Source organism: Phocaeicola vulgatus ATCC 8482 (genome assembly GCF_000012825.1).
GTDB classification, from domain to species: Bacteria; Bacteroidota; Bacteroidia; order Bacteroidales; family Bacteroidaceae; genus Phocaeicola; species Phocaeicola vulgatus.
In genome coordinates, this window is record NC_009614.1 from 4,746,295 (window position 1) to 4,772,532 (window position 26,238).

The window sequence follows — 26,238 nt, forward strand, 5'->3', positions numbered from 1 at the left end:
GCAACCTCAATGCGGCATACATCTACACCGGTAAACTCCACAATACACTCGCCCACAACCTGCGTTATCCTTGCGCGAAGAAGTAAACCACAAGTATCTTACCTTTTCAGCCGGATAGTCGAAATCACCCCGGTTCTCTCCACTTCCTAGCTTTTCGGGTATTATCAACTGTTCTGTTTCTAGCGTAGAAATATCATTAAGAAAACATACTGCCACGCTGAACAACGGAAAGAGCAATAGTTAAATAATAAATAACCTTTTCATCTTCTATCATTTTTTTATTGGTTGTTACATTCTTCATCTGTCACAACATGGGATGGAGATAAAATAGCACTACCGTAACGACGGTTCAACAGTTCTGATTATGTAGAATCAACACAAGACGATGAGCCAACTGGTTAAATCAAACTAATAAAAAACAATCGCCGCAGAAAGAAATGTATAACTCCCTGCGACAATTGTTTTATTGTAATATCCAAGTACATCGATCTATCAATTGTTTTTTACTATCATTGGCACGTACTTCTATTTCATTCCTTCCTTTTCTGAGAGGGACATCCTTGAACAAACAAACTTTCAAACTGTCTGGTTTCATCTTTCCACACTGACAGTCATTCACGATCAATATCACTTCTTCTACATTCGAAAAAACCTGTACATCAACGAGTGGCTTCACTCGATTCACATTACGACGCCCCGCGATATAAATCATAGGTTCCGGATTCCAATTGGCCCGATAAAAATAATAAGCATCCTTTTTAATCTTGCGATCATGGGTTACCAGCCCTTTGTCATTAATGCCCGGACGATCACCTTCCGTACGATGAGCCGCACCGAAATCAAACATATTCCACACAAAACTAGCCCACACATACGGACGTTCGTTTATTATTTTCCAATTCTGAATGTGATATTCTGTTTGCCAATTCTCTGGATGCCACCAACTTCCGGGAACAGTTTGTACCAATGAATCCTGCTGATGATAGATACTAGCACCCGCACCATATTCGCTGATGGCAATTTTCATTTCGGGATGGTTCTTATGAGTAGCATCCAACCATGTGGCAAGCGTAGCCGGCGTAGCCCCATACCATCCGTCATAGCGATTCCAAGCTATATGATCAGTAATGAAATTCAACGCACCCTCCTGATTACTTGCAGAAGTAGTAGGACGAGTAGGATCCTCTTGATGCGCTATAGCATTCAACTCCTTTATATACTCTACAGGATTGTCTCCCTGCTCTTTTAATTCATTGAACAACCCCCAAAAACAGATACTAGGATGATTGTAATGCTGGCGTATCATCTCTTTCAACTGCTCTTTACCATTTTCACGGAAAGAAGGCTGATCAACAAAACCTTTATCAGCGTATCCTCCTGGCCCCACAAATGGAATCTCAGCCCAAGTAACAATACCATGTTTATCCATTAAATCATACATATAGGTAGCTTGCGGATAATGTGCCAGACGAACAGCATTCACCCCCATATCAAGCATGATACGAGTATCTTCCTCGTGATGCACCGGACAAAGAGCATTACCCACTTCCGCCCTCTCCTGATGACGGCATACACCATGCAGCGGCAAGTATTTTCCATTCAAGAAAAAACCTTTATCGGGATCCGTAACGTAATAACGTAACCCTAACGGCTGTTCCACTTTGTCCAATTCTTTTCCGTCTTTAATCAAAGTCACCACCGCCTGATACATGAACGGATCCTGCATACCGTTCCAAAGACGCGGATTCTTCAGTATGAACTCTATATTCTCTACCTGTACATCTGTATGAGGAATCATACTTACTTCCTTCTCCGTTTCATACACAGTCTTTTTCCCGTCATTAACCTGCAACCGGAGCACTACTTTCCGGAGTTCTCCCGTTCCATTAGAAAGATTTACGCGTGCACAAATAGTTGCCTGTTTATCCGTAACCTGTTGCTGTATGAGATAAACCCCAGACGATGCATAATCTAACGGAGAAATACACAGGTTATCAGTCAGCAACAGATGTACATCCCGATAAATGCCGCCATAAAAATTAAAATCACCGACCAATGGCATTACATCCAACTGCTCGCCATTATTGACACGTACCAGCAATGTATTCTCTTTTCCATATTCCACTTTATCGGTTATCTCGAAGACAAAAGCTCCATAGCCTCCCCGATGCTCACCTATATGTTTACCATTTACAAAGACGTTGCTCACGCAATTCGCCCCCTCGAAACGTAAAAAAAGCCGCTTGCCTTGCCACTCGGGACGGATGAATATCTTTTTAGTATAATTACCTATTCCCCGCTTGTAATCGTGCTTACCACCCAAGGCATCCTGCGCATTCCAAGTATGAGGCAAGTCTACCCTACGTGCAGCACTAGCATTTACTTGATGGGAAAAACGGAAACTCCAATCCTGATTGATAAGCTTATCTTCTCTTTGTGCCAACACCTGCATGCTGAAAGCTGCGGCAAATAATACGGTGAAAGTTCTTCTGAGGTTTTTCATATGTATTTTTATTATTATACTTTGATTTATGTTCCAACAGCAAAAATAGGCAAAAAACTTGAGAGAGCAACTAAAACACAGAAGAATAGTTGAATACGAAAAAGGTAAAAGTCAAAACCGCCATGAATAACTTTTCTTCTGATATTCACAGCGGCATATATTATAAGCAAAATAATAAATCAACACATATCCTCTCAAAGATTTTTCCAAGCATTTCTTATAATATTTCGTATAGAAGCATGCTAAAAAATACCGATATAATTACAAATATAAAATCCAACGATATATTATCTTATTGTTTTACATTTAGCTTATAACCAACAGAGAGGGTTAAACTGTTATAATTCACACCTATATTATCATTTTTAGATTCTTTCCCAAGTGACATTTCATATTGAAGCTTAACCGTCCACCTCCGATTTTCAATACCTACAGCAGATGTCATTCCCCAGTCGAAATTTCTCGCATGCTGATATAGAAACTGGTTGCTACCACCCTCCGCACTTTCTCCCACACCAGGATATCCTTCAACCCAACCGGAAGAAGGCATAGTTAGATAATATGGATTGCTGTCAATATGATTTTTTATACAATATCCTATATATGATCCTATCTCAAAGAAAAATTTAGTGGAATTGTTGCTATGGATAGAGAATTTAGCTAAAATAGGAACTTGTAAAAAATGCCTTGTCTGAGAAACATTTTCTATCCATGTAGCATCTCCATTACTATATGTTCCGCCATTATTCACAGAGTATCCTCTAAAAGTATAATATAATCCCGACTTCATAGAGAACATATTATTAACATTATAATCTGCAGATATCCCTAAACGAGTGGATGGACGCCAACATTCTCCATACCCAGTTCTTTGTATTGCAGATAACCCTGCTTCGGTTGCCCATGTAACACGCTGAGCATTAGCCCACATGCTACAAGAAAAAACAACAGCAAATAATAATACTTTTTTCATTGAAAAATAAATTAAAGTTAGTAATTCTATAGTTTATACTATCGTGTCGCTATAATCTTTTTCATCATAACAACTTCATTTTTTGACAGAATGACAACAAAGTTCCGTTTTACCCCCATCCATGAAATCATTTTTATTTCAAACTAACATTTTACCAAACCGATAAGATTGAATGTAAGTACGATATAGCGATAACCGATCCACTAAAAAAATACAAGGGGAACAAGCAATAAGTACGGTTTCAGGCTTACAAAAGAAGAAGCTATTTTAAATTAGCACATTGACTGCATGATTTTTTATATATTTCCACATCAACAATAATTCATCTTGATACATTATTTTTCTGAAGCAGCTCATATATTTGGTCAGCGTATTCTGAGACAATTTTCTCACTATCCGCAGGTGCATTTCAAAAGCATCAATAAACTCACCCTTCAACTCGTTGAAGGAAATATACTCTTTCCTGTAGAATTCGTGGATTACAATCTCCAGCAATTCATAGCAGTTCCCATAACGGGAAAGAGTGGATTTCTGATATTCCTTGCCGATTAATGCCGTCCAGTCATCCATGCACTTCTTCATCGTACCCAAAACAATACGACGTTCCTCTTTAGAGAACAGCTTCACCAAAAGATGTTTAGGAATTACCAAAGCCTCCTGACACAAAAGTTCCTTGTGAATCTGGTATAAACGGACTGTCAGCGACTCAATATAGCAGTTCAGTTCCACCGACGCCCGGTCTTTACCTTTGCTGCATCCCTTAACATTATTCCACATCTTTAGAGGAACACTTCTTTGGATACGGGCATCTTCACTTTGCCCGTCAATTGTCACACGAAGAATAATAGGTGCTTCACCATTTTTCAACAATCTGCTCTTCAGAGCGAAGAACAAAACTTTCATTGCACCTTAGTTTCATCCTATTCTGTTTTTAGCGTTACAAACGCAATAAATATGGAGCAAGGCACTTCCTTATAAAATAAGGAAATTCAGAGAAATATCTGCATTTTAGTTGCATTTTTCAGTAGCCCTAAAAAAGCAACAGAATTTGCACCTGACATACTTCTCAGAAACGCTACATTCTGCTTCACCTCAAACAAACAAAAAAGCCCTAATTCCGTTGAGAATCAGAGCTTTTCCTAATTTTGCTTTCTTGAGAAGCGGTGCGTACGGGACTCGAACCCGTGACCCCATGCGTGACAGGCATGTATTCTAACCAACTGAACTAACGCACCAATAATTTTAATAAATCAAAAAAGACTTGCGGTGCGTACGGGACTCGAACCCGTGACCCCATGCGTGACAGGCATGTATTCTAACCAACTGAACTAACGCACCAGTAATTTTGATAAATCGGAAAAAAACTTGCGGTGCGTACGGGACTCGAACCCGTGACCCCATGCGTGACAGGCATGTATTCTAACCAACTGAACTAACGCACCAATAATTTTGATAGTCTCTCTTCCGACGCTTTCTCTCTCGATTGCGGGTGCAAAGGTACGCATTATTTTTAAATCTGCAAGCGTTTTGGCAAAAACCATAAAAAAAATATTTTCCAACTCCCTTCACCTCCCCACCCTAAAAATTACGATATTGTTATTATTTTAATCTTTTCAACAAACTTCTTGTTATAAAATTTAGCTTATTGGCAATAATTCGCTATTTTTGTGCACTCAATAGATTAAAATCGAAAATTAGGGAAAAAGATGAATACAACTGCAAAATTATTGTTGCACTGCCCAGACCAACCAGGCATTTTGGCAGAAGTCACAAACTTTATTACAATTAACAAAGGTAATATTGTCTACTTAGACCAATATGTGGACCATGTAGAAAATATATTTTTCATGCGTATAGAATGGGAAATAAAGGATTTCTTTATTCCTAAAAATAAAATAGAAGATTATTTTGAAACCTTGTATGCCCAAAAATATGAAATGAAATTCCGTCTTTATTTCTCGGATGTAAAACCCAAAATGGCCATATTTGTTTCCAAACTGTCCCATTGCCTGTTCGATATGCTGGCACGCTACACGGCCGGAGAATGGAATGTGGAAATTCCGCTGATTATAAGTAACCATCCCGACCTTCAGCATGTGGCAGAACGTTTCGGTATACCGTTCTATCTCTTCCCTATTACTAAAGAGAACAAAATGGAACAGGAAAAAGCAGAAATGGAGCTATTGGAAAAACATAACATCAATTTCATTGTACTGGCACGCTATATGCAAGTGATTTCCGAACAAATGATTGAAGCATATCCCAACCGCATCATCAACATACACCACTCTTTCCTCCCTGCGTTCGTTGGTGCAAAACCTTATCATGCAGCGTTTGAACGAGGAGTAAAAATCATTGGTGCGACCAGCCATTATGTTACCTCCGAACTGGATGCCGGTCCTATCATTGAGCAAGATGTAGTACGCATCACACACAAGGACACTGTGCAGGATTTAGTAAGTAAAGGTAAAGATTTGGAAAAAATAGTCCTTTCTCGTGCTGTTCAGAAACATATTGAACGAAAAGTATTGGCTTATAAAAATAAAACAGTTATCTTTAGCTGATGAAAATTGCTGTCGTAAAATATAATGCAGGAAACATCTACTCCGTAGACTATGCACTGAAGCGCCTTGGAGTAGAAGCAACCATCACTTCCGATAAGGAAGTATTGATGAGTGCCGACAAAGTTATCTTCCCCGGTGTGGGCGAAGCCGAAACAACCATGAGCCATCTCCGGAAAAACCGGTTGGATGAAGTTATTAAAAACTTAAAACAACCTGTACTAGGTATCTGCCTGGGAATGCAGCTGATGTGCCGGCACTCCGAAGAAGGAAATGCTGACTGCTTGGGCATCTTTGATACTGATGTAAAGTTGTTCAGCCCCACCCGGCATGAAGACAAAGTACCCCATATGGGATGGAACACCCTGACTCATGTACGCAGCGACCTGTTCAAAGGATTCACCAAAGAAGAATTTGTATACTTCGTACATAGCTTCTATGTGCCTCTGAACGAGTTTACGGCAGCACAAACAGATTATATCCTCCCCTACAGTTCGGCCTTGCACAAAGATAATTTCTATGCGACACAGTTCCATCCCGAAAAGAGCGGAGCCGTGGGCGAACGAATCCTGAGGAACTTTTTAGAATTGTGAACCATTACATTATATATAACAATGTATAAGAAGAAATAGATATGATAGAGTTAATTCCTGCCATCGACATTATTGATGGCAAATGCGTCCGTCTTTCTCAAGGAGATTATAACACACAGAAAGTATATAACGAAAACCCGGTTGAGGTTGCCAAAGAATTTGAAGCCCATGGGATTCATCGTCTGCACATTGTCGATCTGGATGGAGCAGTTTCACGCCATGTTGTGAATTACCGTGTACTAGACCAAATCGCCAGCCGCACTTCTCTGGTCATTGATTTTGGAGGAGGGATAAAAACAGACGAGGACCTAGTCATCGCTTTCGACAATGGCGCACAAATGGTAACCCTGGGCAGCGTAGCCGTGAAAAATCCCGGGCTTTTCAAAAAATGGCTGGAACAATACGGAAACGAGAAAATCATTCTGGGAGCTGATGTAAAGGAGAATAAAATTTCTGTCAATGGCTGGAAAGAGGAAAGTCAGCAGCAGTTGATCCCTTTTTTGAAAGATTATACTAAAGAAGGGGTTTTCAAGGTGTTATGTACCGACATCAGCCGTGACGGAATGTTGCAAGGACCTTCCGTGGAACTATACCAGCAAATCCTGAAGGAGTTCCCGAATATGCATCTGATAGCCAGCGGAGGAGTAAGCTGTATACAGGACATTATCGACCTGGAAATAGCCAAAGTTCCGGCTGTTGTTTTCGGCAAGGCATTATACGAGGGAAAAATTACATTGAAAGACTTAAACCGTTTCATGTAAAAGCAAATCATGTTAGCAAAAAGAATCATACCTTGCCTGGACATCAAAGACGGGCAGACCGTAAAAGGAACCAATTTCGTAAACTTACGTCAAGCAGGTGATCCGGTAGAACTGGGGCGTACCTACAGTGAACAGGGAGCTGACGAACTGGTCTTTCTCGATATCACTGCCAGCCATGAAGGGCGCAAAACCTTTACCGATTTGGTAAAACGGGTAGCGGCCAATATCAATATCCCCTTTACTGTAGGAGGAGGTATAAACGAACTGAGCGACGTAGACCGGCTATTGAATGCAGGAGCTGACAAAGTTTCTATCAATTCATCAGCCATCCGCAATCCGGATTTGGTAGACAAGATTGCCAAACATTTCGGTTCACAGGTCTGTGTGGTAGCCATTGACGCCAAGCAGACTGAAACCGGGTGGAAATGCTATCTGAACGGCGGCCGGATTGAAACCGACAAGTACCTGTTTGACTGGGCTAAAGAGGTGAACAACCGCGGGGCAGGAGAAATTCTTTTCACGAGCATGAACCATGACGGAGTGAAAAACGGATATGCCAACGAAGCCCTCTCCACCCTGGCCGATTTACTGACAATTCCCGTCATCGCATCTGGAGGCGCCGGATGCATGGAACATTTCCGCGATACATTTGCAAAAGGGAAAGCAGATGCTGCATTAGCAGCCAGCGTTTTTCATTTCGGAGAAATTAAAATTCCCGAATTAAAACAATATCTTTGCGAACAAGGAATTAATGTGAGGTTATAACTCTGTTTTTAATTGCATCTAAATCTGTTTCCACTACCATCCCAAACAGGATGAAAGACTGGCAAACGACCTTCAGATCCTCATTCCACTCTGAATGACGATGCTGATGAAATTTTAAACAAGTTCTATACAACACCGATAATATAACAATAAAATATAGAAAAATGGATTTGAATTTCGAAAAAATGAACGGGTTGATCCCCGCCATCATACAAGACAACAGCACCAGCAAAGTACTGATGTTAGGGTTTATGAATGAAGAAGCATACCGAAAGACAGTGGAAACCGGTAAAGTAACCTTCTTCAGCCGTACCAAGAACCGTCTGTGGACAAAAGGTGAAGAAAGCGGGAATTTCCTGAATGTTGTTTCTATAAAAGAAGACTGTGACAAGGATACCCTGCTGATCAAAGTAAATCCGGCAGGTCCTGTATGTCACACCGGAACAGATACTTGCTGGGGAGAAGAAAACAAAGAAGACATCATGTTCCTGAAGGAATTACAAGATTTCATTGACAAACGTCACGAGGAAATGCCCGCAGGCTCTTACACCACCAGCCTGTTCGAATCCGGTATCAACAAAATGGCACAGAAAGTAGGCGAGGAAGCCGTGGAAACGGTTATCGAAGCTTGTAACGGAACCGACGAACGCCTCATCTACGAAGGAGCCGATCTGATATACCACATGATTGTACTGCTCACCTCAAAAGGCTATCGCATCGAAGACCTTGCCCGTGAATTGAAAGAACGTCATAGCGCTACGTGGAAAAAACATTAAAAATGATGGACGAAGCTCTCATTCGATATAAAAACGTATATATCAACCAACAAGAGTTAGGCGTATTGGAAGATGTAAACCTGGAACTGAACAAGGGTGAATTTGTTTACCTCATTGGAAAAGTCGGTTCCGGAAAAACCTCATTACTGAAAACAATTTACGGTGAGCTGGATATACAGTCAGGAGAAGCTGAGGTATTAGGCTACAACATGACTAACATCAAGCGGAAGCATATTCCCGAACTGCGCCGCCGTTTAGGCATTGTCTTTCAAGATTTTCAGTTACTGACAGACCGCACCGTACACGCAAACCTCAGTTTTGTATTGCGCGCCACCGGATGGACAAACAAAGCAACCATCAAAGCACGCATTGAAGAAGTACTGGACCAAGTGGGAATGACCGGCAAAGGATACAAAATGCCCAACGAGCTATCGGGTGGCGAGCAACAACGCATTGTTATCGCCCGTGCCATCCTGAACCGGCCGGACATTATTCTGGCCGACGAGCCGACGGGTAACCTGGACACCGAAACAGGGCGCAAAATTGTAGAACTTCTGAAATCCATTTGTGCTACAGGCTCCGCCATCATGATGACCACCCATAATCTGCATCTCCTGTCGGAATATCCGGGAGTTGTCTACCGCTTTGAGAATCATCATATCAAAGAAGTGACTCACGAATACAGCCGGATGGAAAGAAGTCAAAATGAGACCGAAAAAGGAGAAAAAACGACAGTTACACCCCAAGAAACGGCAGAATAAGTAGATGAATGATAAATATCATCGCTAAAATGCTGATTTTTGCAGTCTTATTTGTATATTTGCACGCTAATTATCAATATAGGAACAATTAAAATACGAAACGAAAAATGAAAGTTTTAAAGTTTGGAGGTACTTCGGTAGGTTCTGCACAAAGAATGAAAGAAGTAGCCAAATTAATTACCGACGGTGAACAGAAGATTGTTGTACTTTCAGCCATGTCTGGAACAACAAACACGTTGGTTGAAATTTCGGATTATCTGTATAAGAAAAATCCCGAAGGTGCGAATGAAATCATTAACAGACTGGAGGCTAAATATAAACAGCATGTTAATGAACTTTATTCTACTGACGAGTATAAGCAGAAAACACAGGAATTTATAAAAGCACAGTTCGATTATATTCGTTCGTATACAAAAGATATTTTCACACTGTTCGAAGAAAAAGTAATCCTGGCACAAGGCGAATTGATCTCCACCAACATGGTTACCAACTATTTGCAGGAACAAGGGGTCAACGCCATCTTACTTCCGGCATTGGAATTCATGCGCACGGACAAGAACTCGGAGCCCGATCCTGTATATATCAAAGAAAAACTGGCCGCACAGCTGGAAATACATCCGGATGCTGAAATTTATATCACACAAGGTTTTATCTGCCGTAACGCCTATGGCGAGATAGATAATCTGCAACGTGGCGGAAGCGACTATACCGCATCACTGATCGGTGCCGCTGTAAACGCCTCCGAAATCCAGATATGGACAGATATTGACGGTATGCACGATAATGACCCGCGCATCGTAGACAAGACTTCTCCTGTACGTCACCTGCACTTCGAAGAAGCTGCCGAGTTGGCCTACTTTGGTGCGAAGATTCTGCATCCTACTTGCGTACAGCCTGCCAAATATGCCAATATTCCCGTCCGTCTGCTTAATACAATGGAACCTACAGCCCCGGGGACTTTGATTTCCAATGATACGGAAAAAGGCAAAATCAAGGCAGTTGCAGCCAAAGACAACATCACTGCCATCAAGATCAAATCAAGCCGTATGTTACTGGCCCACGGCTTCTTGCGCAAAGTATTCGAAATCTTCGAAAGCTATCAGACCTCTATCGACATGATCTGTACTTCAGAGGTCGGTGTTTCCGTATCCATTGATAACACCAAACATCTGAATGAAATTCTGGACGACTTGAAGAAATATGGTACAGTAACCGTAGATCAGGATATGTGTATCATCTGTGTAGTCGGTGACCTGGAATGGGAAAACGTAGGCTTTGAAGCCAAAGCGTTGGACGCCATGCGCGACATACCGGTACGTATGATTTCATTCGGCGGTAGCAACTACAATATTTCTTTCCTGATTCGTGAAGAAGACAAGAAGAAAGCATTGCAGTCATTAAGCGATCATTTATTCAACAATAAATAATTTCTACTGTAGGGGCGGATTGAATCCGCCCGAATACATCCCACTCTACAAAGTTGGTGTTTTCGGGCGAATTTAATTCGCCCTTGCTCATAAAAACAAAATACAATATGAAAGGAACATTCCCCGTAAACAAGTTCAGAGAGTTGGAAACTCCCTTCTACTATTACGATGTCAATGTGCTGCGAGAAACCTTGTCATGCATCAACAAAGAAGCAGGCAAATACAATAATTTCTGCGTGCATTACGCCGTGAAGGCCAATGCTAACCACAAAGTCCTGACAATTATCCGCGAAAGCGGTCTGGGAGCCGACTGTGTAAGTGGCGGAGAAATCCGCGCAGCCATTAAGGCCGGATTCCCGACAAACAAAATAGTCTATGCTGGTGTAGGCAAGACAGACTGGGAAATTAATCTGGGTCTGGATTATGATATTTTCTGCTTCAACGTAGAGTCCGTACCCGAACTGGAAATCATTAACGAACTGGCTGCCGCCAAAGGCAAAACAGCCCGTGTAGCTTTCCGTATCAATCCGAATGTAGGTGCGCATACCCATGCAAATATCACCACCGGACTAGCAGAAAACAAATTCGGTATCAGCATGGAAGATATGGACAAAGTGATTGATATGGCCGGAACATTGCCTCATGTAAAATTTGTAGGCTTACATTTCCACATCGGTTCTCAGATTCTGGATATGGGTGATTTTGTAGCCTTGTGCAACCGTGTAAACGAACTACAGGAAAAACTCTATGCCCGCCAAATCATAGTAGAACATATCAATGTAGGCGGCGGCTTAGGAATTGATTATGCACACCCCAACCGTCAAGCCATCCCCAACTTCACGGAATACTTTGCCACTTATCACAAGCATCTGAAACTGCGCCCCCAGCAGACTTTACATTTCGAACTGGGACGTGCCGTAGTAGGACAGTGCGGCAGCCTTATCAGCAAAGTGATTTATGTAAAGCAAGGAACCAACAAACAGTTTGCCATATTAGATGCCGGCATGACCGACTTGATTCGTCCTGCCCTTTATCAGGCATACCACAAAATAGAAAATATCACTTCGGAAGAACCTATGGAAACTTACGATGTGGTAGGCCCCATCTGCGAATCATCCGATGTATTCGGCAAGGCTATTGATTTGAACAAAGCACACCGTGGCGACCTTTTCGCTCTCCGTTCAGCAGGAGCATATGGTGAAATTATGGCATCGGCTTACAATTGTCGTGCATTGCCCAAAGGATATACCTCAGAAGAGTTAGTATAAACCAACTCCAACTGCCTGAATAAATAAGAAACAGCGCCGCTTTGATGCAAAGCGGCGCTGTTTCTTATTTAGGGATATTCAGTAAATGTCTCTAAAAAATAAGATGGCATATGAAGATGATAGGGCATGACCATTTCATATGCCATTCTTATTGTCATTTTTCCGTGCTTTCTCACATACTTCTATCCGACAGGACATGACGTTCCGGAAGAAGTCTGATGACCTCTTCTGATTCTGTGAGTAAAATCATATCATGCTGCTTTAGCTGTTTTGTTTCTGATTTTTTCTATCATCAGTATGGCATTTGCCGTATGTATTCCAAAGAAAATCCACAGTATTTCCGTCTTCCTGTTTCTGGCCTTTATCCTTGAGAGCGAGTAATGTTGCTTTTGAGTGCCGAAGCTTCCTTCAAGCCGTGTTGCCCTTTCTTTTGAGAGTTCGCTTCTAAGCACCTTCCTCAAAGGCTCATCTTTGGCCGCCCTTCCCTTGCGCACAAAGGATGTGGATATCCCATATTTTGTACAGAACTTTCTGTTGGCATTATTGGCATATATGGAATCGGCAGCCACACATCTTACCCTTACATTCATAAGCTTCTGCTGCATACGGATACAGTCCTTCAAGCGTATACCCTCATTGAATGCCTTGAACGAGAGGTGTTCGATGAACGATATGCCGTCTATCTGTATATTATTGACCTTTGCACCGAACTCGACGGACTTGGTTTCCTTGCCTCTGACGATGGGACGTACATAATGACGGTCAATGCTGACGATGCGGTCACTGACTTTCCGCCCTTCAAACATTTCCTTTTCTTGTACAAGCACCTTTCTGATGATGGAAAGACGCTTATGATAATCCTGGGTATATCGGAGTAAAGCACCGTACTCGCTATGGATCCCATCCCTTTGACTGAGGAGCTTTTCAAGAAGCTTGATCATACGGCGCTTAAGCATTCTTGTCCTTGAAGCTCTCCTCTTTCTTTTCTTGCAGTAGGACAGATAGGATTCCGCCACATTCCTGTATTTGTTGCGCGGACGCCTTATGCCCAACTCCCTGCAATGCCGGCATATATGCCTGTAGAGCCATTCGAGGCTTTCCCAAAGGAGTTTCATGTCCGTAGGAAAACGCATGTGGCTTTCATAGCATGTGGCATCGGTCATGCAGACGTGAAGGTTATCAAGATAAGGTTTCCAGTGTGAAGCCAGGAGCTCCTGGAAAGAATCAATGTCAAGGCGGGATGCTATCTCATTACGGATGGCACTGACTATCTTGAAGTTGGTTATGGGAAGGGACGGGGGAATCATAATTCCACAGAAAATCTGGTAGTGTATGTTCCCGTTCAGATGTTCCACCAGTTGCCTGTCGGAGAATCCGGTGTATGCCTTCAGGACCATAAGGGCGATCTTTGCGGAAGGACTGAATCTGTTCCTGCGTCCCAGGCGCCGGTCCGACAGGCCGGCGGCTTTTGCCATACATTCAAACGGAAAGACCGAATGAAGCTTGCCAAGCTCACTCTCATTAAAACTCTTGCGGTATTTTTCCAGAATATCAAATTCTGTAAAACCCAAAGTAGGGTGAATTTCTGAAATATTCACTATCTTTGCCATATCTTATTAGTTTGGATATTTCCCCCGTTTTGGCCGTCAAATCTTATTTTCGGGGGAATACCTAAAGATACAAAAAAGCCAACTAATTCGCAATACTTTGTGTATGAATTAGTTGGCTGATTTTGTAATATTTAATGAATGTCCCTTTTTATCTTCCGGAATGAAATCTTCTTTTATAAATTCATCATACACACGCCGTGGATGATCCGCTTTTGAAAATCCATTATTACCAAAATTCTGTTCACGGAACTTCTTTAGCTTTAAATTATCTTCCGCATACTCACGCAAAGTTTTCTGTTTGCCTCCTAATATGGAACTATCCAGCACCTCACATTCCAACAGATTTTCCTTCGGAGTAATTATTGGAAGGAGCTTCTGTTCCAAAAAACCGCGATAGGCCCCCACATACTCGCACCAGCACTCCCCCTTCACCTCATAAATACGATACGTGTACTTAGACAAAGCAGTTCTAATAAAAATTTCATTCCCCATCACCTCGGCCACGGCTTCTAAGTTATAAGCCAAGTCTTTAATCTTGATAATCTTCTTTCCTGACTCATCTTCCTTGATTTCCGTAGCCCAAAAGTCGGAATGCATAAGCTGATCAAGTATATTGATCAAACTTTCTTTAATCTCAAATTGTATTCTCATAATAATTGCCCGTTGGTCAGGACTTGTTACAGGTTTCAGTTAACTTCCTTAAATATAGCAATTATACTTGAAAAATATTCACGGAAACACACTTTTAACATTAAATTATAATTAAATCTGAACTTTTGAATAAATAAAGAATATTCATCCTGCTACAATTCAATTATTTGCTGTATTTTTGCACGTTTTTAAAACAGATCACACATGGAACCATTCACCATAGATACAATCTTACCAATAGCTTCGGGAGCCTTATTCACCACGCAGGCCGTTTACTATCTGGGGCTATATAACAAACTATACACTCACAGCAGAGAAACAGCATATGCCACTGATATAAATACCCAAAATCCTCCACTGTCTGTCATCATTGTGGCAAAAGACGCAGCCCACGAATTACAAGAAAACCTCCCATTTATTTTAGAGCAGGACTATCCGGAATTCGAAGTGATTGTGATTTACGACCGCCCGGCAGATGATTGTGACAATACGTTGAAATTACTGGAAGACAAATATCCCAATCTCTATCATACCTTTATCCCCGACAGTGCACGCTACATCAGCCACAAGAAACTGGGAATAACAATGGGAATTAAAGCCAGCCGCCATGAATGGCTGGTATTTACCGAACCCGATTGCCGTCCGCAAAGCAATCAATGGCTGAAACAGATGGCACGTAATTTCACACCTGCCACCGAAATCGTTTTAGGCTACAGCAACTACGAAAAAGTACCGGGATGGTTTAATAAGAAAATCACTTTCGACACGTTGCTGAATTCTATGCGTTATCTGGGTATGGCTGTGTCCGGACATCCCTACATGGGCACAGGACGGAATATGGCTTATCGGAAAACGCTGTACTACAAGCAGAAGGGATTTGCCTCCCACCTGAATCTGCAACGTGGAGAAGATGATTTGTTCATCAATGAAACAGCCCGTGCACACAATACACGAGTTGAAGCCAGCCCTGAAAGTCTGATGCGAATCGCCATGCCTAAATATAAAAGAATATGGTGTGAAGAGAAAATAAGCTATGCGGCTACCAGCCGGTTATTTCATGGAACCGCCCGTTATCTCATGGGATTTGAGACTTGCAGCAGATTCTTGTTCTATACAGCCATCATCGCCACTATAACCACCAGTATTCTTCTCCACCAATGGACTATTGCAGGCATTGCCGTTTTGCTATGGTCAGCACGCTTCACGATGCAACTGATTGTTTTCAGAAAAACCGCCAAAGTTTTTGGCGAACGGAAGTTCTGTGCACTACTCCCCTTATTCGATTTTCTGCAACCTGCATGGAATGGGGTATTCAAATTACAACGTAAATTCAGACGGAAAAATGAGTTTATGAGAAAATAAAAAGAGAATGAAACCAACTATACATTTCTTAATTTAATAATACGAATTATGATCAGATTAAATGTTTTTATCCAAGTAAACGAGAGTAACCGCAATGCTGTCTTAGAAACAGCAAAGGAATTGGTAGCGCAATCTTTAAACGACAAGGGTTGCATCGCTTATGATATCTTTGAGAGCGCGACACGGAAAGATGTCCTTATGATTTGCGAAACATGGAAAGATGCTGAGTCACTGGATGCACACGAAAAAGCTGCACATTTTATAACCTTGGTTCCTAAATTGCAAGAATTGGGCAAGATGAAATTAGAAAAATTTGAATTCTAAATCCGGTTATCCATCTTGATCCGACAAAAACAAATCAGGGCTTGTTTATACAAACCCTGATTTGTTTTTATCCGCCAAGAAAGGTTATGCAAGAAACACTTTTCCACCAATGTAATCACTGCCTGAAAAAACAGAAGAGTATCACATTATCCAGCATAACAAATTGAAACCTTTTATCGCTTCATATTCTCTAACACACCCCAAACAGCCCCTTTTTCATTGTTTTCACCCACCCATGCACATGCAATATTATTCGGTAAAACTATAAATGTAACAATTTAAAACCTTCGTTTTACAACGAAATATCACAAATATTGTTTGTTTTATATCATATTTCGCTTCAATAAGATTTAATATGTATATTATTTGCATATTAAAGACAATTATTCTACTTTTGCACCCGTTTTAAAAACAACAAAAAGTTTCAAATTGAAAGCATAAGTATGAAAATAATCTGGTCCATCCGTTCTTTCAACTTTACCAATATACCGTAAATGCGTTTGTCCAAAAGCGTGTTATAAGTAATATTGTAAAATCAGAAAAACAGTTGAATCTCATGTTTACTTTCATTTCTATAATGGCTGTCGGAGTCCTTATAGGCTATCCCTTACGCCACAAATCCCAAGTACGCAAGATCACTCCTCTCATCCATATCGTGGTCTGTCTGCTACTTTTCTTACTCGGTCTCTCTATTGGTCTTAACAGACTGATTATTGACAATCTTGGTTACTTCTGCGGCCAGGCAGCCGTCATCTCCTCATTAAGCATATTGGGCAGCATGATGGCCTCCCTTGCAGTATACCACATCTTTTTCAAAGGAAAGGGGGCAAGCGGTGAAAAGTAGTCTTGTAACTCTAGCCTTTTTCTTGTTTGGCTGCGTAGCCGGAGTCAGCTATGCGGTGGACTTCGACGTACACCAAACCTCTGTATATGTACTATATGTACTGATGCTGTTACTCGGCATTAATCTTGGAAGCAACCGCAACCTCAGGCAGTTTGTCTTATCCCTCAATTTCAGAACACTGCTTGTACCCCTTGCCACCGTAAGCGGCACTCTGCTGTTTTCCGCCATCGGAGGCTTTCTCTTGAGCCGCTGGAGTATTTTCGACTGCATGGCTGTCGGAAGCGGATTCTCCTATTATTCCGTTTCCTCCATCCTTATCACGCAGATCAAATCCCCCTCCATCGGTGTGCAGCTTGCTACCGAATTGGGGACCATCGCACTACTATCCAATATTTTCCGGGAAATGACCGCCTTGATAGGAGCTCCCCTTTTCCGCAAATATTTCGGTTATCTGGCGCCTATCTCGGCGGCGGGCATCGGTTCTTCCGACATTTCCCTGGCAGCCATCGCACGCTGCTCCGGACCGGAAGCCGTACCCGTGGCCATCGTCCACGGCATACTGATAAACATAAGCATGCCTTTCTTCGTTTCTTTCTTCTGCAAACTGTGAACTGAAGGAAGTGACATACTATACGTAACTTTACATTCTCTCTATAAAGAACCGGCCCTGTCACGAATTCGCAGCAGGGTTGGTTCTAACACATCCGCCCGACTAAAGCATTTCTTCCTAACAATTAGGTCTTTTCTTTCTATCAACTACTACAGACTTTCACAACAGACTGTACAGTCCATTACATCAGACCGTACAGTCCACTATAATGGACTATACGATTCACTGTAGGAGACTGTAGTACATTACCGCATAAAAAGACTTAATCATAAGGGAAAAAGACCTTAGCATTATAGGAAAAAAGGATTAATACCGGATATACGGAAAACGCAGAAAGAGAATCTTCTCATTCAAACCGAATAGATTTTGCCGGATGAATACGCGTCACCAGAAATGACGGCCCGACAAGCATCAGCACCGACACCAGCAAAGTACAGACATTCAGCAACAAATAAATCCAAATGTTGAATTCAACAGGAACACGATCTACATAATAAGTGGCAGGGTCCAGTTTGAAAAGATGAAATTGAGATTGAATAAAGCATAATGCCACCCCGATGATATTTCCCCATAGCATCCCCCTGCCTATCAAGAATACAGAAAAACTGAGGAATATCTTACGGATAGCAAAATTATCAGCTCCCAATGCTTTCAGCACCCCGATCATATTGGTACGCTCCAGAATGATAATCAGCAAACCGGATATCATGGTGAATCCGGCCACCCCCGTCATGAGAAACAAGATAACCCACACATTCATATCCAGCAAATCCAGCCATGCAAATATCTGAGGATTGACTTCCTCCACCGTCTGAGTATAGTAAGTACCTCCGTATGCATCCACCTGCGTATCCACCCGTGCACGGATTTCCTCCTTCACCGGCTCCAACCGGCTATACTCATTCACTTCCAGTTCCATACCACTCACCTGCCCTTTCTGCCAGCCATTCAAACGGTTCACCGTATATAAGTCGGTTATCAGAAACAAATCATCGTATGCGGAAAAATTGGTCTGATAGATGCCGGCGACAGTAAGACGGCGGGCGCGCACATTATCCTCTATATAATAGGTATAGATTTTATCACCCAGTTTCAGATGAAGCTTGTCGGCAATAGTGCGGGACACCAATACCTTATTGGTAGAGGCAGTATCCGAGAAAACAGGAATTTCCCCTTCCTGCAAATGATTCTTTAAAAACCTCCAGTCGTATTCATGAGAAACACCTTTCAGTACCATTCCCTGAAAGCTGTCGTCTGTCATAATCATTCCCGGCTTGGTGGAATAGCGCTGCACGTGCTTCACTCCTTCCAGTGTTTTCAACAGATGGAGCAAACTGTCGTTGGCAACGATGGGAACCGTCTGATAAGATTGCTGGGAGTCGAAGTTAGTTATTACGATATCGGACCCCAAGCCTACCACCTTGTCGCGTACCTCATGTTTGAAACCGATCACCACCGCTACCGACACAATCATGACGGCCAGCCCGATGGCTATGCCCAGCATAGCAATGCGGACGGCAGGCTTGGACACCTCTTTTCCACCCTCATTGCTGCGATAGATGCGTCTGGCAATAAAGAGCTTCCAGTCCATATCAGTCTTCTACCCTTCCGGGATATGCTTCCAATGCCTTACGCAGTACGAACAACGCACGGACCAAATCCTCTTTCTTCAACACGTAGGCAATACGCACCTCATTACGGCCTGCACCGGGAGTGGTATAGAATCCGGCAGCCGGAGCCATCATGACCGTCTCGCCTTCATAGTTGAATTCCGACAGACACCATGCACAGAACTTCTCGCTGTCGTCCACCGGTAATTTGGCAACCGTATAGAATGCACCCATCGGTATGGGCGAATAAACACCCGGAATACGGTTCAGCCCGTCAATCAGGCACTTACGGCGCTCCACGTATTCGTCATACGTCTCGCGTGTGTACTCTTCGGGGGCATCCAATGAAGCCTCGGCAGCAATCTGACCGATCAAAGGAGGGCTCAGACGTGCCTGGCAGAACTTCATGACAGCATTTCTCACTTCCTTATTCTTGGTAATCAACGCACCGATACGGATACCGCATTCGGAATAACGCTTGGACACCGAGTCTATCAGTACCACATTTTCTTCAATGCCTTCCAAGTGACAGGCAGAGATATAAGGAGAACCGGTATAGATAAACTCGCGGTACACTTCATCCGAGAACAGGTAAAGATCATACTTCTTCACCATGTCACGAATCTGGTTCATCTCGCGGCGGGTATACAAATAGCCGGTCGGATTATTCGGGTTACAGATCAGAATAGCTTTTGTGCGTTCGTTTATCAACTCCTCGAACTTCTCCACTTTCGGCAGGGAGAACCCTTCCTCGATGGTAGTCGTCACCGTGCGGATCACGGCTCCGGCCGAAATGGCGAACGCCATATAGTTGGCATAGGCAGGTTCCGGCACAATGATCTCATCTCCCGGATTCAAGCAACTCAGAAAAGCAAACAGCACCGCTTCCGAACCTCCGGTAGTGATGATGATATCATCGGCAGACAAGTTGATGTCATATTTCTTATAATAACCCACCAGTTTCTCGCGATAGCTGCGGTATCCCTGGCTGGGACTATATTCCAAAACGGTACGGTCAATATTACGAATCGCATCAAGGGCCGCTCGCGGAGTAGGCAGGTCGGGCTGACCGATATTCAGGTGATACACATGAATTCCTCTCTGTTTTGCAGCATCGGCCAGCGGTGCCAATTTGCGAATTGGCGATGCGGGCATCTCGTTTCCTCTGATGGATATTATTGGCATAATGTTATAAAAATTATTTAATCGAAGTGCAAAGATAGACTTTCGCAACCAACCGAGCAAACAATTAATTAAGAATTTAAATCTTTGTTATCTTAATGCGCATTTTTTAGGGTTATTAAAAAAAAACATGTAAGTTTGTTCCAGTAAAACAAAGCAAAATATCAAATGAATCTATACCTGATAACCTTCCAGTCCTCCTTGAACAGAATTGAATCTGTATATGATTGCCATAAAGATTTATTTGTGGAAATCGAGAAGTTTTTCACGCTTCATCTGGTACCATATACAGAGGCTGCAAGTATTCCGGCAGATGCCTACCGGATGGCTTTCATCGCTTCGGGCGGGGTAGAAAAAATGGTCACCCAACACTTCGAACTACTTCCCTATCCTATCCATCTGCTGACCGACGGACAACAGAACTCACTGGCTGCTTCCCTGGAAATAGCTACATGGATACGCAGCAAAGGAATGAAAGTACATATTATTCATGGCACTATCCCCAATATGGTGAAACAACTGATAGATCATCACAAGGCTTTCGCCGCCCAGCGCGAGGTAAGAGGAAAACGAATAGGAGTTGTTGGATATTCTTCTCCGTGGCTGGTGGCCAGCAATGTAGATTACCTGCTTGCCAAACGCCGCTGGGGAATAGAGTTCATTGATATCCCCATGGAGGAAGTGTATTGTCTGTTTTATCAGATAAAGGATGATGATATAGGATATGAGGCGTCCGTATTTGCCAACCGTGCCATTGCCTGCCGGGAAGGAACTCCGGAAGATTTGCTGAAAGCCATGCGTCTTTATCAGGCCGTGAAAATAATCTGCGAAAAGAAAAAGCTGGATGCGGTAACCCTCTCCTGCTTCTCGTTGATTGAGAAATTAGGAACTACCGGATGTCTGGCACTTGCCCTGCTGAATGATGAAGGCATCCCGGCCGGATGTGAAGGAGACTTGCAATCCATCTTTACTCTGCTCATCGCCAAGACACTGACCGGCCAGGCAGGATTCATGGCGAATCCGGCATTCATCAACGATGACCAGAACGAAATAGTGATGGCTCACTGTACGATTGCCACCAAAATGGTGGATCAGTTTATCATCCGGAATCATTTTGAAACGGAGACCGGGATAGCCATACAGGGTATTCTGCATCCGGGAGGCATCACGATGATAAAATGCGCGGGAGAGTGTCTGGACGAGTATTTCGTTTCCACAGGCCAACTGATAGAAAATACCAACTACATCAATGCCTGCCGCACCCAGGCAAGAATCAAACTGGACAAACCCGTAGACTATTTTATGCGTAATCCTTTGGGTAACCATCACATCATATTAATGGGCGATCATGAAAAAGTGATTCACGAATTCATGCAATTGAACAGCTGCAAACTAGTGGAATAAGGAAAGCATGAAGAAATTAAGTAAAATGGGAGACGAAGATTAAATAAATTGTATCTTTGTATCCAATTTAATATTCAATAAAACAATAAACTTTTATGATGCATACTTGGTTTGAATGTAAGATACGTTACGAAAAAGTCATGGAAAACGGCATGAATAAGAAAGTAACGGAACCCTATTTGGTTGACGCGCTGAGCTTTACTGAAGCAGAAGCCCGTATTATTGAAGAAATCACTCCGTATATCAGCGGCGAGTTCACTGTTTCGGACATCAAACGCGCCAACTACAGCGAACTGTTCCCCTCTGAAGAAGATGCAGCCGACCGCTGGTTTAAGTGCAAGCTGTTCTTCATTACGCTGGACGAAAAAAGCGGAGCAGAGAAAAAGACCTCCACTACCGTACTGGTACAAGCTTCCGACCTTCGCGACGCTGTAAAGAAACTGGACGAAGGAATGAAAGGTACAATGGCAGACTACGTGATTGCGTCCGTAGCCGAAACCGCCATCATGGATGTTTACCCATACGAAGCCGAACCGGATGTGAAACCTGAATTTCCGGATGCCGGAAAAACCGAATAAAGCCTGATAAAAAAATAGAAAGTATAACAGATAATGAGCATTCAAGCAAATTTAAAAGAAGTTCTTTCCGAACTGCCTGCGGGTGTCCGCCTGGTAGCCGTATCCAAATTCCATCCCAACGAGGCGTTGGAAGAAGCGTATGCTGCCGGCCAGCGTATTTTCGGTGAGAGCCACGTGCAGGAAATGACTCAGAAATATGAAACCCTGCCCAAAGACATTGAATGGCATTTCATCGGCCACCTGCAAACAAACAAAGTCAAATACATGGCCCCTTATGTAGCTATGATACATGCCATAGACTCGTATAAATTGTTGGTTGAAGTCAATAAACAAGCTTCCAAAGTCCATCGCGTCATCCCTTGTTTATTGCAGATACATATCGCCCAAGAGGAAACGAAGTTCGGTTTCTCTTTTGACGAATGCAGGGAAATGCTGGATACAGGCGGATGGAAGGATTTGAAAAATGTCCGCTTATCAGGAGTGATGGGTATGGCGACCAATGTGGATGACGACGAACAAATCAAAAGAGAATTTTGTTCCTTAAATACATTCTTCAAAGAAATAAAGCAGAACTATTTTTCTGATTCAGAATACTTTAAAGAAATTTCCATGGGTATGTCACACGATTATCCGCTGGCAGTGGAAGCCGGAAGTACACTAGTCAGGGTAGGAAGCAAAATCTTTGGAGAACGAAACTATTAAAACTACTATTTATATGACTCAATTAAAAACCACTTTTGCCGGGTTGTCACTGCGCAATCCTATAATCATCAGCAGTTCCAGCCTTACAAACAGCGCTGAAAAGAACAAGAAACTGGAGCTGGCAGGCGCCGGAGCCATTGTTTTGAAATCAGTTTTCGAAGAGCAGATCATGATGGAAGCACATCACATGGCTACTTATGGCTCTCCCGAAGGAGATGACTACTTGAGCACATATGTACGCTCTCATGCATTGAACGAATATATTTCATTGATTGAACAGACTAAAAAGCTTTGCACCATTCCTGTCATTGCCAGCATCAACTGCTTCAGCAACTCAGAATGGACAGACTTTGCCCGTACCGTGGAAGCAGCAGAAGCCGACGCACTGGAAATCAACATCCTTTCCTTGCAGACCGAAAAAGAATATCAATACGGTTCTTTCGAACAGCGTCATATCGATATCGTAAGCAGTATCAAGAAACAGATTTCCATCCCCGTCATTGTGAAACTGGGCAGCAATCTGACCAACCCCATCGCACTGATCAACCAGCTTTATGCCAACGGAGCCAATGCTGTGGTATTGTTCAACCGATTCTACCAGCCGGATATCAATATCGACACCATGACATATTCTGCAGGCGATGTATTCAGTACTCCTGCCGACTTGTCCAACGGACTGCGCTGGACTGCTATCGCTTCGGCACAAGTTCCTCAGACAGACTATGCCATCTCGGGCGGTGTGCACGATGGAAAAGCGATAGTCAAAGCAATTCTGGCAGGCGCTTCGGCTGTAGAACTGTGCAGTGTCATCTACCAAAGAGGCAATCAGGCCATTGCAGATATGACAAATGAAATGACCCAATGGATGAACCGGCAAGGCTACAAGGACATCAGCGAATTCAAGAGCTCGATGAACGCACTGTCTACCGGAGCCAGCAATCCGTTTGAACGTACACAGTTCATGAAGTATTTCAGCAGCAAAGAATAAAAATCAGTGGTTAGTGATTAGTGGTTCATATCCATGCGACATCACAGCGCAGCTCATTAACCACTAACCACTAATCACTATTTTTCCTTCTGTTTAATTTGTATGCTCCAAAGAAAGTCTTATATTTGCACATTTGATTAAAGTTTGTGCAAAATATAAACAAAAGAGTATATACAATGGAGCAGAGTTTTATTGCCTTCCTGGAAGACAGTATAAAGAAAAACTGGGACTTGGATGCCCTTACAGATTATAAAGGTGCCACATTACAATATAAAGATGTAGCCCGCAAAATAGAAAAGCTACACATCATCTTCGAATTAAGCGGCATCAAGCAAGGAGACAAGATAGCTGTCTGTGGCCGCAACAGTTCTCATTGGGGAGTTACTTTCCTGGCTGCCGTTACATACGGGGCAGTGATTGTTCCCATTCTTCACGAATTCAAATCGGACAACATTCATAATATAGTCAATCACTCGGAAGCACGCCTGCTGATGGTGGGCGATATGGTATGGGAGAATCTGAATGAAAATGCCATGCCGTTGTTAGAAGGGGTTATCCTGATGAATGACTATACCCTGCTAGTTTCCCGCAGTTCCAAATTGGACTATGCACGCGATCATCTGAACGAACTGTTCGGAAAGAAATATCCGCGCAATTTCCGCCGGGAACATGTCAGCTACCGCCGGGATACACCGGAAGAACTGGCTGTGATCAACTATACTTCCGGCACGACCAGTTATTCCAAAGGAGTGATGATTCCTTACCGCGCATTGTGGTCGAATACCCAGTTCGCTTTTGATGTCTTGAAAATGAATCCGGGTGACAAGCTGGTTTCCATGCTCCCTATGGCACACATGTACGGACTGGCTTTCGAGTTCCTTTATGAATTCTGTGTGGGATGCCATATTTATTTCCTGACCCGTACCCCCAGTCCGAAAATCATCTTCCAAGCCTTTTCCGAAGTGAAACCCAATCTGGTAGTAGCCGTTCCATTGATTATCGAAAAAATCATCAAGAAGAATGTACTGCCCAAACTGGAAACCCCGGCTATGAAGATTTTACTGAAAGTTCCTATCATCAATGATAAAATCAAAGCCACAGTCCGCGAACAGATGATAAATGCCTTCGGAGGTAATTTCTACGAAATTATTGTAGGAGGTGCCGCCTTCAATCAAGAAATAGAGCAGTTCCTGAAAAGTATAGATTTCCCCTATACCGTGGGATATGGCATGACTGAGTGTGCTCCGATTATCTGTTATGAAGATTGGAAATATTTCAAGCCGGGTTCCTGCGGAAAGGCGGCTCCTCGTATGGAAGTCAAAATATTGAGCCCCGACCCTGAGAATATAGTAGGTGAGATAGTATGCAAAGGACCTAATGTAATGTTAGGCTATTACAAGAATCCCGAAGCTACCGCCGAGGTGATAGACAAGGACGGCTGGTTGCATACCGGTGACCTGGGTGTTATGGATGCGGAAGGCAACGTTACCATCAAGGGACGCAGCAAAAACATGCTGTTGGGTCCATCGGGACAGAATATTTATCCGGAAGAGATTGAAGATAAATTGAATAACATGCCGTTCGTTTCAGAAAGCATTATCATACAGCAGGCAGACAGCAAACTGGCGGCTTTGGTTTATCCCGATTTCGACGATGCCTTTGCTCATGGGCTGGATAATGACGCGATAGCACAGGCTATGGAAGAGAACCGTATCAACTTGAATACAGAACTTCCTGCATATTCACAAATAGCCCGTGTAAAAATCTATCCGGAAGAATTCGAGAAAACTCCTAAAAAGAGTATCAAACGTTTCTTATATCAGGAAGTAAAATAACACCTGACAGAAAAAGAACCTGCCTGCAACATATATAATGTATAAGTCTGAAGATTATAGATGTTGCAGGCTATACATTATAGATGTTACAGGTTATACATCCGCATATATGGACACCTGGATCATGATGCGTGAAAGGAGACAATACAA

Annotated in this window: 24 protein-coding genes and 3 tRNA genes; 17 read left to right on the plus strand and 10 right to left on the minus strand. The window is 42.8% G+C overall.

Features of this window, described 5'->3' with window-relative positions; all coding sequences use genetic code 11:
• Nucleotides 1-463 precede the first annotated feature (463 nt).
• From BVU_RS19280 to BVU_RS19305, 6 genes are all read right to left on the minus strand, one after another.
• Nucleotides 464-2,503, minus strand: coding sequence for a beta-glucuronidase LacZ4 (locus BVU_RS19280; RefSeq protein WP_005845752.1), 2,040 nt, complete (start codon nucleotides 2,501-2,503; stop codon nucleotides 464-466).
• Nucleotides 2,504-2,795: 292 nt separating this feature from the next.
• Nucleotides 2,796-3,476, minus strand: coding sequence for a porin family protein (locus BVU_RS19285; protein ID WP_005845753.1), 681 nt, complete (start codon nucleotides 3,474-3,476; stop codon nucleotides 2,796-2,798).
• Between the two features lie 267 nt (nucleotides 3,477-3,743).
• Nucleotides 3,744-4,379, minus strand: coding sequence for a phage integrase SAM-like domain and Arm DNA-binding domain-containing protein (locus BVU_RS19290; RefSeq protein WP_005845755.1), 636 nt, complete (start codon nucleotides 4,377-4,379; stop codon nucleotides 3,744-3,746).
• 258 nt (nucleotides 4,380-4,637) lie between these two features.
• Nucleotides 4,638-4,711, minus strand: a tRNA-Asp gene (locus BVU_RS19295).
• 29 nt (nucleotides 4,712-4,740) lie between these two features.
• Nucleotides 4,741-4,814 (minus strand) — tRNA-Asp (locus BVU_RS19300).
• 30 nt (nucleotides 4,815-4,844) lie between these two features.
• Nucleotides 4,845-4,918 (minus strand) — tRNA-Asp (locus tag BVU_RS19305).
• A 264-nt stretch (nucleotides 4,919-5,182) separates the two neighbouring features.
• Between BVU_RS19305 and purU the strand changes: the two genes are divergently transcribed.
• The 8 genes from purU (at nucleotide 5,183) to lysA (ending at nucleotide 12,388) form a co-directional block, all read left to right on the plus strand.
• Nucleotides 5,183-6,040, plus strand: coding sequence for a formyltetrahydrofolate deformylase (gene purU, locus BVU_RS19310; protein ID WP_005841207.1), 858 nt, complete (start codon nucleotides 5,183-5,185; stop codon nucleotides 6,038-6,040).
• Nucleotides 6,040-6,630 carry an imidazole glycerol phosphate synthase subunit HisH gene (gene hisH, locus BVU_RS19315; protein WP_005841208.1) on the plus strand — a complete coding sequence of 197 codons (591 nt, stop codon included), beginning with the start codon at nucleotides 6,040-6,042 and terminating at the stop codon, nucleotides 6,628-6,630. The genes purU and hisH overlap by 1 nt, the downstream gene beginning before the upstream one ends.
• Before the next feature lie 41 nt (nucleotides 6,631-6,671).
• Nucleotides 6,672-7,391, plus strand: a complete 720-nt coding sequence (gene hisA / locus BVU_RS19320) for a 1-(5-phosphoribosyl)-5-[(5-phosphoribosylamino)methylideneamino]imidazole-4-carboxamide isomerase (RefSeq protein ID WP_005841209.1) — start codon at nucleotides 6,672-6,674, stop codon at nucleotides 7,389-7,391.
• 9 nt (nucleotides 7,392-7,400) lie between these two features.
• Entirely contained in the window at nucleotides 7,401-8,156 is a 756-nt protein-coding gene (gene hisF / locus BVU_RS19325; RefSeq protein ID WP_005841210.1) for an imidazole glycerol phosphate synthase subunit HisF, read from the plus strand.
• A gap of 164 nt (nucleotides 8,157-8,320) precedes the next feature.
• On the plus strand, nucleotides 8,321-8,932 hold the full coding sequence (gene hisIE, locus BVU_RS19330) for a bifunctional phosphoribosyl-AMP cyclohydrolase/phosphoribosyl-ATP diphosphatase HisIE (RefSeq protein ID WP_005841211.1): 612 nt from the start codon (nucleotides 8,321-8,323) through the stop codon (nucleotides 8,930-8,932).
• A gap of 2 nt (nucleotides 8,933-8,934) precedes the next feature.
• Nucleotides 8,935-9,693, plus strand: a complete 759-nt coding sequence (locus BVU_RS19335) for a cell division ATP-binding protein FtsE (protein WP_005841212.1) — start codon at nucleotides 8,935-8,937, stop codon at nucleotides 9,691-9,693.
• A gap of 107 nt (nucleotides 9,694-9,800) precedes the next feature.
• Nucleotides 9,801-11,120: an aspartate kinase gene (locus BVU_RS19340; RefSeq protein WP_005841213.1), complete on the plus strand. Its 1,320-nt coding sequence runs from the start codon at nucleotides 9,801-9,803 to the stop codon at nucleotides 11,118-11,120.
• A 107-nt stretch (nucleotides 11,121-11,227) separates the two neighbouring features.
• On the plus strand, nucleotides 11,228-12,388 hold the full coding sequence (gene lysA, locus BVU_RS19345; protein WP_005841215.1) for a diaminopimelate decarboxylase: 1,161 nt from the start codon (nucleotides 11,228-11,230) through the stop codon (nucleotides 12,386-12,388).
• 251 nt (nucleotides 12,389-12,639) lie between these two features.
• On the opposite strand, the gene BVU_RS19350 is transcribed toward lysA, so the two are convergent.
• Both BVU_RS19350 and BVU_RS19355 read right to left on the minus strand, forming a co-directional pair.
• Complete coding sequence (locus tag BVU_RS19350) at nucleotides 12,640-13,998, minus strand: transposase (protein ID WP_008667781.1); 1,359 nt, start codon at nucleotides 13,996-13,998, stop codon at nucleotides 12,640-12,642.
• 108 nt (nucleotides 13,999-14,106) lie between these two features.
• On the minus strand, nucleotides 14,107-14,649 hold the full coding sequence (locus BVU_RS19355; protein ID WP_012055918.1) for a hypothetical protein: 543 nt from the start codon (nucleotides 14,647-14,649) through the stop codon (nucleotides 14,107-14,109).
• A 204-nt stretch (nucleotides 14,650-14,853) separates the two neighbouring features.
• Here BVU_RS19355 and BVU_RS19360 point away from each other — a divergent pair, with 204 nt between their 5' ends.
• The 4 genes from BVU_RS19360 to BVU_RS19375 all read left to right on the plus strand — a co-directional run bounded on the left by BVU_RS19360 (nucleotide 14,854) and on the right by BVU_RS19375 (nucleotide 17,789).
• The gene (locus BVU_RS19360) at nucleotides 14,854-16,011 is read left to right on the plus strand and encodes a glycosyltransferase (RefSeq protein WP_012055919.1); all 1,158 of its coding nucleotides are present in this window, start codon (nucleotides 14,854-14,856) and stop codon (nucleotides 16,009-16,011) included.
• A 48-nt stretch (nucleotides 16,012-16,059) separates the two neighbouring features.
• Nucleotides 16,060-16,335, plus strand: coding sequence for a putative quinol monooxygenase (locus BVU_RS19365; RefSeq protein WP_005851637.1), 276 nt, complete (start codon nucleotides 16,060-16,062; stop codon nucleotides 16,333-16,335).
• A 556-nt stretch (nucleotides 16,336-16,891) separates the two neighbouring features.
• Nucleotides 16,892-17,179, plus strand: a complete 288-nt coding sequence (locus BVU_RS19370) for a LysO family transporter (protein WP_008671218.1) — start codon at nucleotides 16,892-16,894, stop codon at nucleotides 17,177-17,179.
• Nucleotides 17,169-17,789, plus strand: coding sequence for a lysine exporter LysO family protein (locus BVU_RS19375; RefSeq protein ID WP_008782404.1), 621 nt, complete (start codon nucleotides 17,169-17,171; stop codon nucleotides 17,787-17,789). The genes BVU_RS19370 and BVU_RS19375 overlap by 11 nt, the downstream gene beginning before the upstream one ends.
• Nucleotides 17,790-18,135: 346 nt before the next feature.
• Here BVU_RS19375 and BVU_RS19380 read toward each other — a convergent pair whose 3' ends face one another.
• Both BVU_RS19380 and BVU_RS19385 read right to left on the minus strand, forming a co-directional pair.
• The gene (locus tag BVU_RS19380; RefSeq protein ID WP_005841546.1) at nucleotides 18,136-19,380 is read right to left on the minus strand and encodes an ABC transporter permease; all 1,245 of its coding nucleotides are present in this window, start codon (nucleotides 19,378-19,380) and stop codon (nucleotides 18,136-18,138) included.
• Nucleotide 19,381: 1 nt separating this feature from the next.
• Nucleotides 19,382-20,584, minus strand: coding sequence for a pyridoxal phosphate-dependent aminotransferase (locus BVU_RS19385; protein ID WP_005851630.1), 1,203 nt, complete (start codon nucleotides 20,582-20,584; stop codon nucleotides 19,382-19,384).
• A gap of 165 nt (nucleotides 20,585-20,749) precedes the next feature.
• On the opposite strand from BVU_RS19385, the gene BVU_RS19390 reads away from it, so the two are divergent.
• From BVU_RS19390 to BVU_RS19410, 5 genes are all read left to right on the plus strand, one after another.
• On the plus strand, nucleotides 20,750-21,985 hold the full coding sequence (locus BVU_RS19390; protein WP_012055920.1) for a fucose isomerase: 1,236 nt from the start codon (nucleotides 20,750-20,752) through the stop codon (nucleotides 21,983-21,985).
• A 95-nt stretch (nucleotides 21,986-22,080) separates the two neighbouring features.
• Complete coding sequence (locus BVU_RS19395; RefSeq protein ID WP_005841540.1) at nucleotides 22,081-22,563, plus strand: DUF4494 domain-containing protein; 483 nt, start codon at nucleotides 22,081-22,083, stop codon at nucleotides 22,561-22,563.
• 33 nt (nucleotides 22,564-22,596) lie between these two features.
• Nucleotides 22,597-23,265 carry a YggS family pyridoxal phosphate-dependent enzyme gene (locus BVU_RS19400; protein WP_005841538.1) on the plus strand — a complete coding sequence of 223 codons (669 nt, stop codon included), beginning with the start codon at nucleotides 22,597-22,599 and terminating at the stop codon, nucleotides 23,263-23,265.
• A gap of 13 nt (nucleotides 23,266-23,278) precedes the next feature.
• Entirely contained in the window at nucleotides 23,279-24,253 is a 975-nt protein-coding gene (locus tag BVU_RS19405; protein ID WP_012055921.1) for a dihydroorotate dehydrogenase-like protein, read from the plus strand.
• A 176-nt stretch (nucleotides 24,254-24,429) separates the two neighbouring features.
• On the plus strand, nucleotides 24,430-26,088 hold the full coding sequence (locus BVU_RS19410) for an AMP-binding protein (RefSeq protein WP_005851623.1): 1,659 nt from the start codon (nucleotides 24,430-24,432) through the stop codon (nucleotides 26,086-26,088).
• The last annotated feature ends 150 nt before the right edge of the window (nucleotides 26,089-26,238 follow it).

What these genes read in the sequence shown, in the direction of transcription:
- BVU_RS19280 (WP_005845752.1), bottom strand. Translation starts at nt 2,503, where the DNA reads ATGAAAAACCTCAGAAGAACTTTCACCGTATTATTTGCCGCAGCTTTC.
- BVU_RS19285 (WP_005845753.1), bottom strand. Translation starts at nt 3,476, where the DNA reads ATGAAAAAAGTATTATTATTTGCTGTTGTTTTTTCTTGTAGCATGTGG.
- BVU_RS19290 (WP_005845755.1), bottom strand. Translation starts at nt 4,379, where the DNA reads ATGAAAGTTTTGTTCTTCGCTCTGAAGAGCAGATTGTTGAAAAATGGT.
- purU (WP_005841207.1), top strand. Translation starts at nt 5,183, where the DNA reads ATGAATACAACTGCAAAATTATTGTTGCACTGCCCAGACCAACCAGGC.
- hisH (WP_005841208.1), top strand. Translation starts at nt 6,040, where the DNA reads ATGAAAATTGCTGTCGTAAAATATAATGCAGGAAACATCTACTCCGTA.
- hisA (WP_005841209.1), top strand. Translation starts at nt 6,672, where the DNA reads ATGATAGAGTTAATTCCTGCCATCGACATTATTGATGGCAAATGCGTC.
- hisF (WP_005841210.1), top strand. Translation starts at nt 7,401, where the DNA reads ATGTTAGCAAAAAGAATCATACCTTGCCTGGACATCAAAGACGGGCAG.
- hisIE (WP_005841211.1), top strand. Translation starts at nt 8,321, where the DNA reads ATGGATTTGAATTTCGAAAAAATGAACGGGTTGATCCCCGCCATCATA.
- BVU_RS19335 (WP_005841212.1), top strand. Translation starts at nt 8,935, where the DNA reads ATGATGGACGAAGCTCTCATTCGATATAAAAACGTATATATCAACCAA.
- BVU_RS19340 (WP_005841213.1), top strand. Translation starts at nt 9,801, where the DNA reads ATGAAAGTTTTAAAGTTTGGAGGTACTTCGGTAGGTTCTGCACAAAGA.
- lysA (WP_005841215.1), top strand. Translation starts at nt 11,228, where the DNA reads ATGAAAGGAACATTCCCCGTAAACAAGTTCAGAGAGTTGGAAACTCCC.
- BVU_RS19350 (WP_008667781.1), bottom strand. Translation starts at nt 13,998, where the DNA reads ATGGCAAAGATAGTGAATATTTCAGAAATTCACCCTACTTTGGGTTTT.
- BVU_RS19355 (WP_012055918.1), bottom strand. Translation starts at nt 14,649, where the DNA reads ATGAGAATACAATTTGAGATTAAAGAAAGTTTGATCAATATACTTGAT.
- BVU_RS19360 (WP_012055919.1), top strand. Translation starts at nt 14,854, where the DNA reads ATGGAACCATTCACCATAGATACAATCTTACCAATAGCTTCGGGAGCC.
- BVU_RS19365 (WP_005851637.1), top strand. Translation starts at nt 16,060, where the DNA reads ATGATCAGATTAAATGTTTTTATCCAAGTAAACGAGAGTAACCGCAAT.
- BVU_RS19370 (WP_008671218.1), top strand. Translation starts at nt 16,892, where the DNA reads ATGTTTACTTTCATTTCTATAATGGCTGTCGGAGTCCTTATAGGCTAT.
- BVU_RS19380 (WP_005841546.1), bottom strand. Translation starts at nt 19,380, where the DNA reads ATGGACTGGAAGCTCTTTATTGCCAGACGCATCTATCGCAGCAATGAG.
- BVU_RS19385 (WP_005851630.1), bottom strand. Translation starts at nt 20,584, where the DNA reads ATGCCAATAATATCCATCAGAGGAAACGAGATGCCCGCATCGCCAATT.
- BVU_RS19390 (WP_012055920.1), top strand. Translation starts at nt 20,750, where the DNA reads ATGAATCTATACCTGATAACCTTCCAGTCCTCCTTGAACAGAATTGAA.
- BVU_RS19395 (WP_005841540.1), top strand. Translation starts at nt 22,081, where the DNA reads ATGATGCATACTTGGTTTGAATGTAAGATACGTTACGAAAAAGTCATG.
- BVU_RS19400 (WP_005841538.1), top strand. Translation starts at nt 22,597, where the DNA reads ATGAGCATTCAAGCAAATTTAAAAGAAGTTCTTTCCGAACTGCCTGCG.
- BVU_RS19405 (WP_012055921.1), top strand. Translation starts at nt 23,279, where the DNA reads ATGACTCAATTAAAAACCACTTTTGCCGGGTTGTCACTGCGCAATCCT.
- BVU_RS19410 (WP_005851623.1), top strand. Translation starts at nt 24,430, where the DNA reads ATGGAGCAGAGTTTTATTGCCTTCCTGGAAGACAGTATAAAGAAAAAC.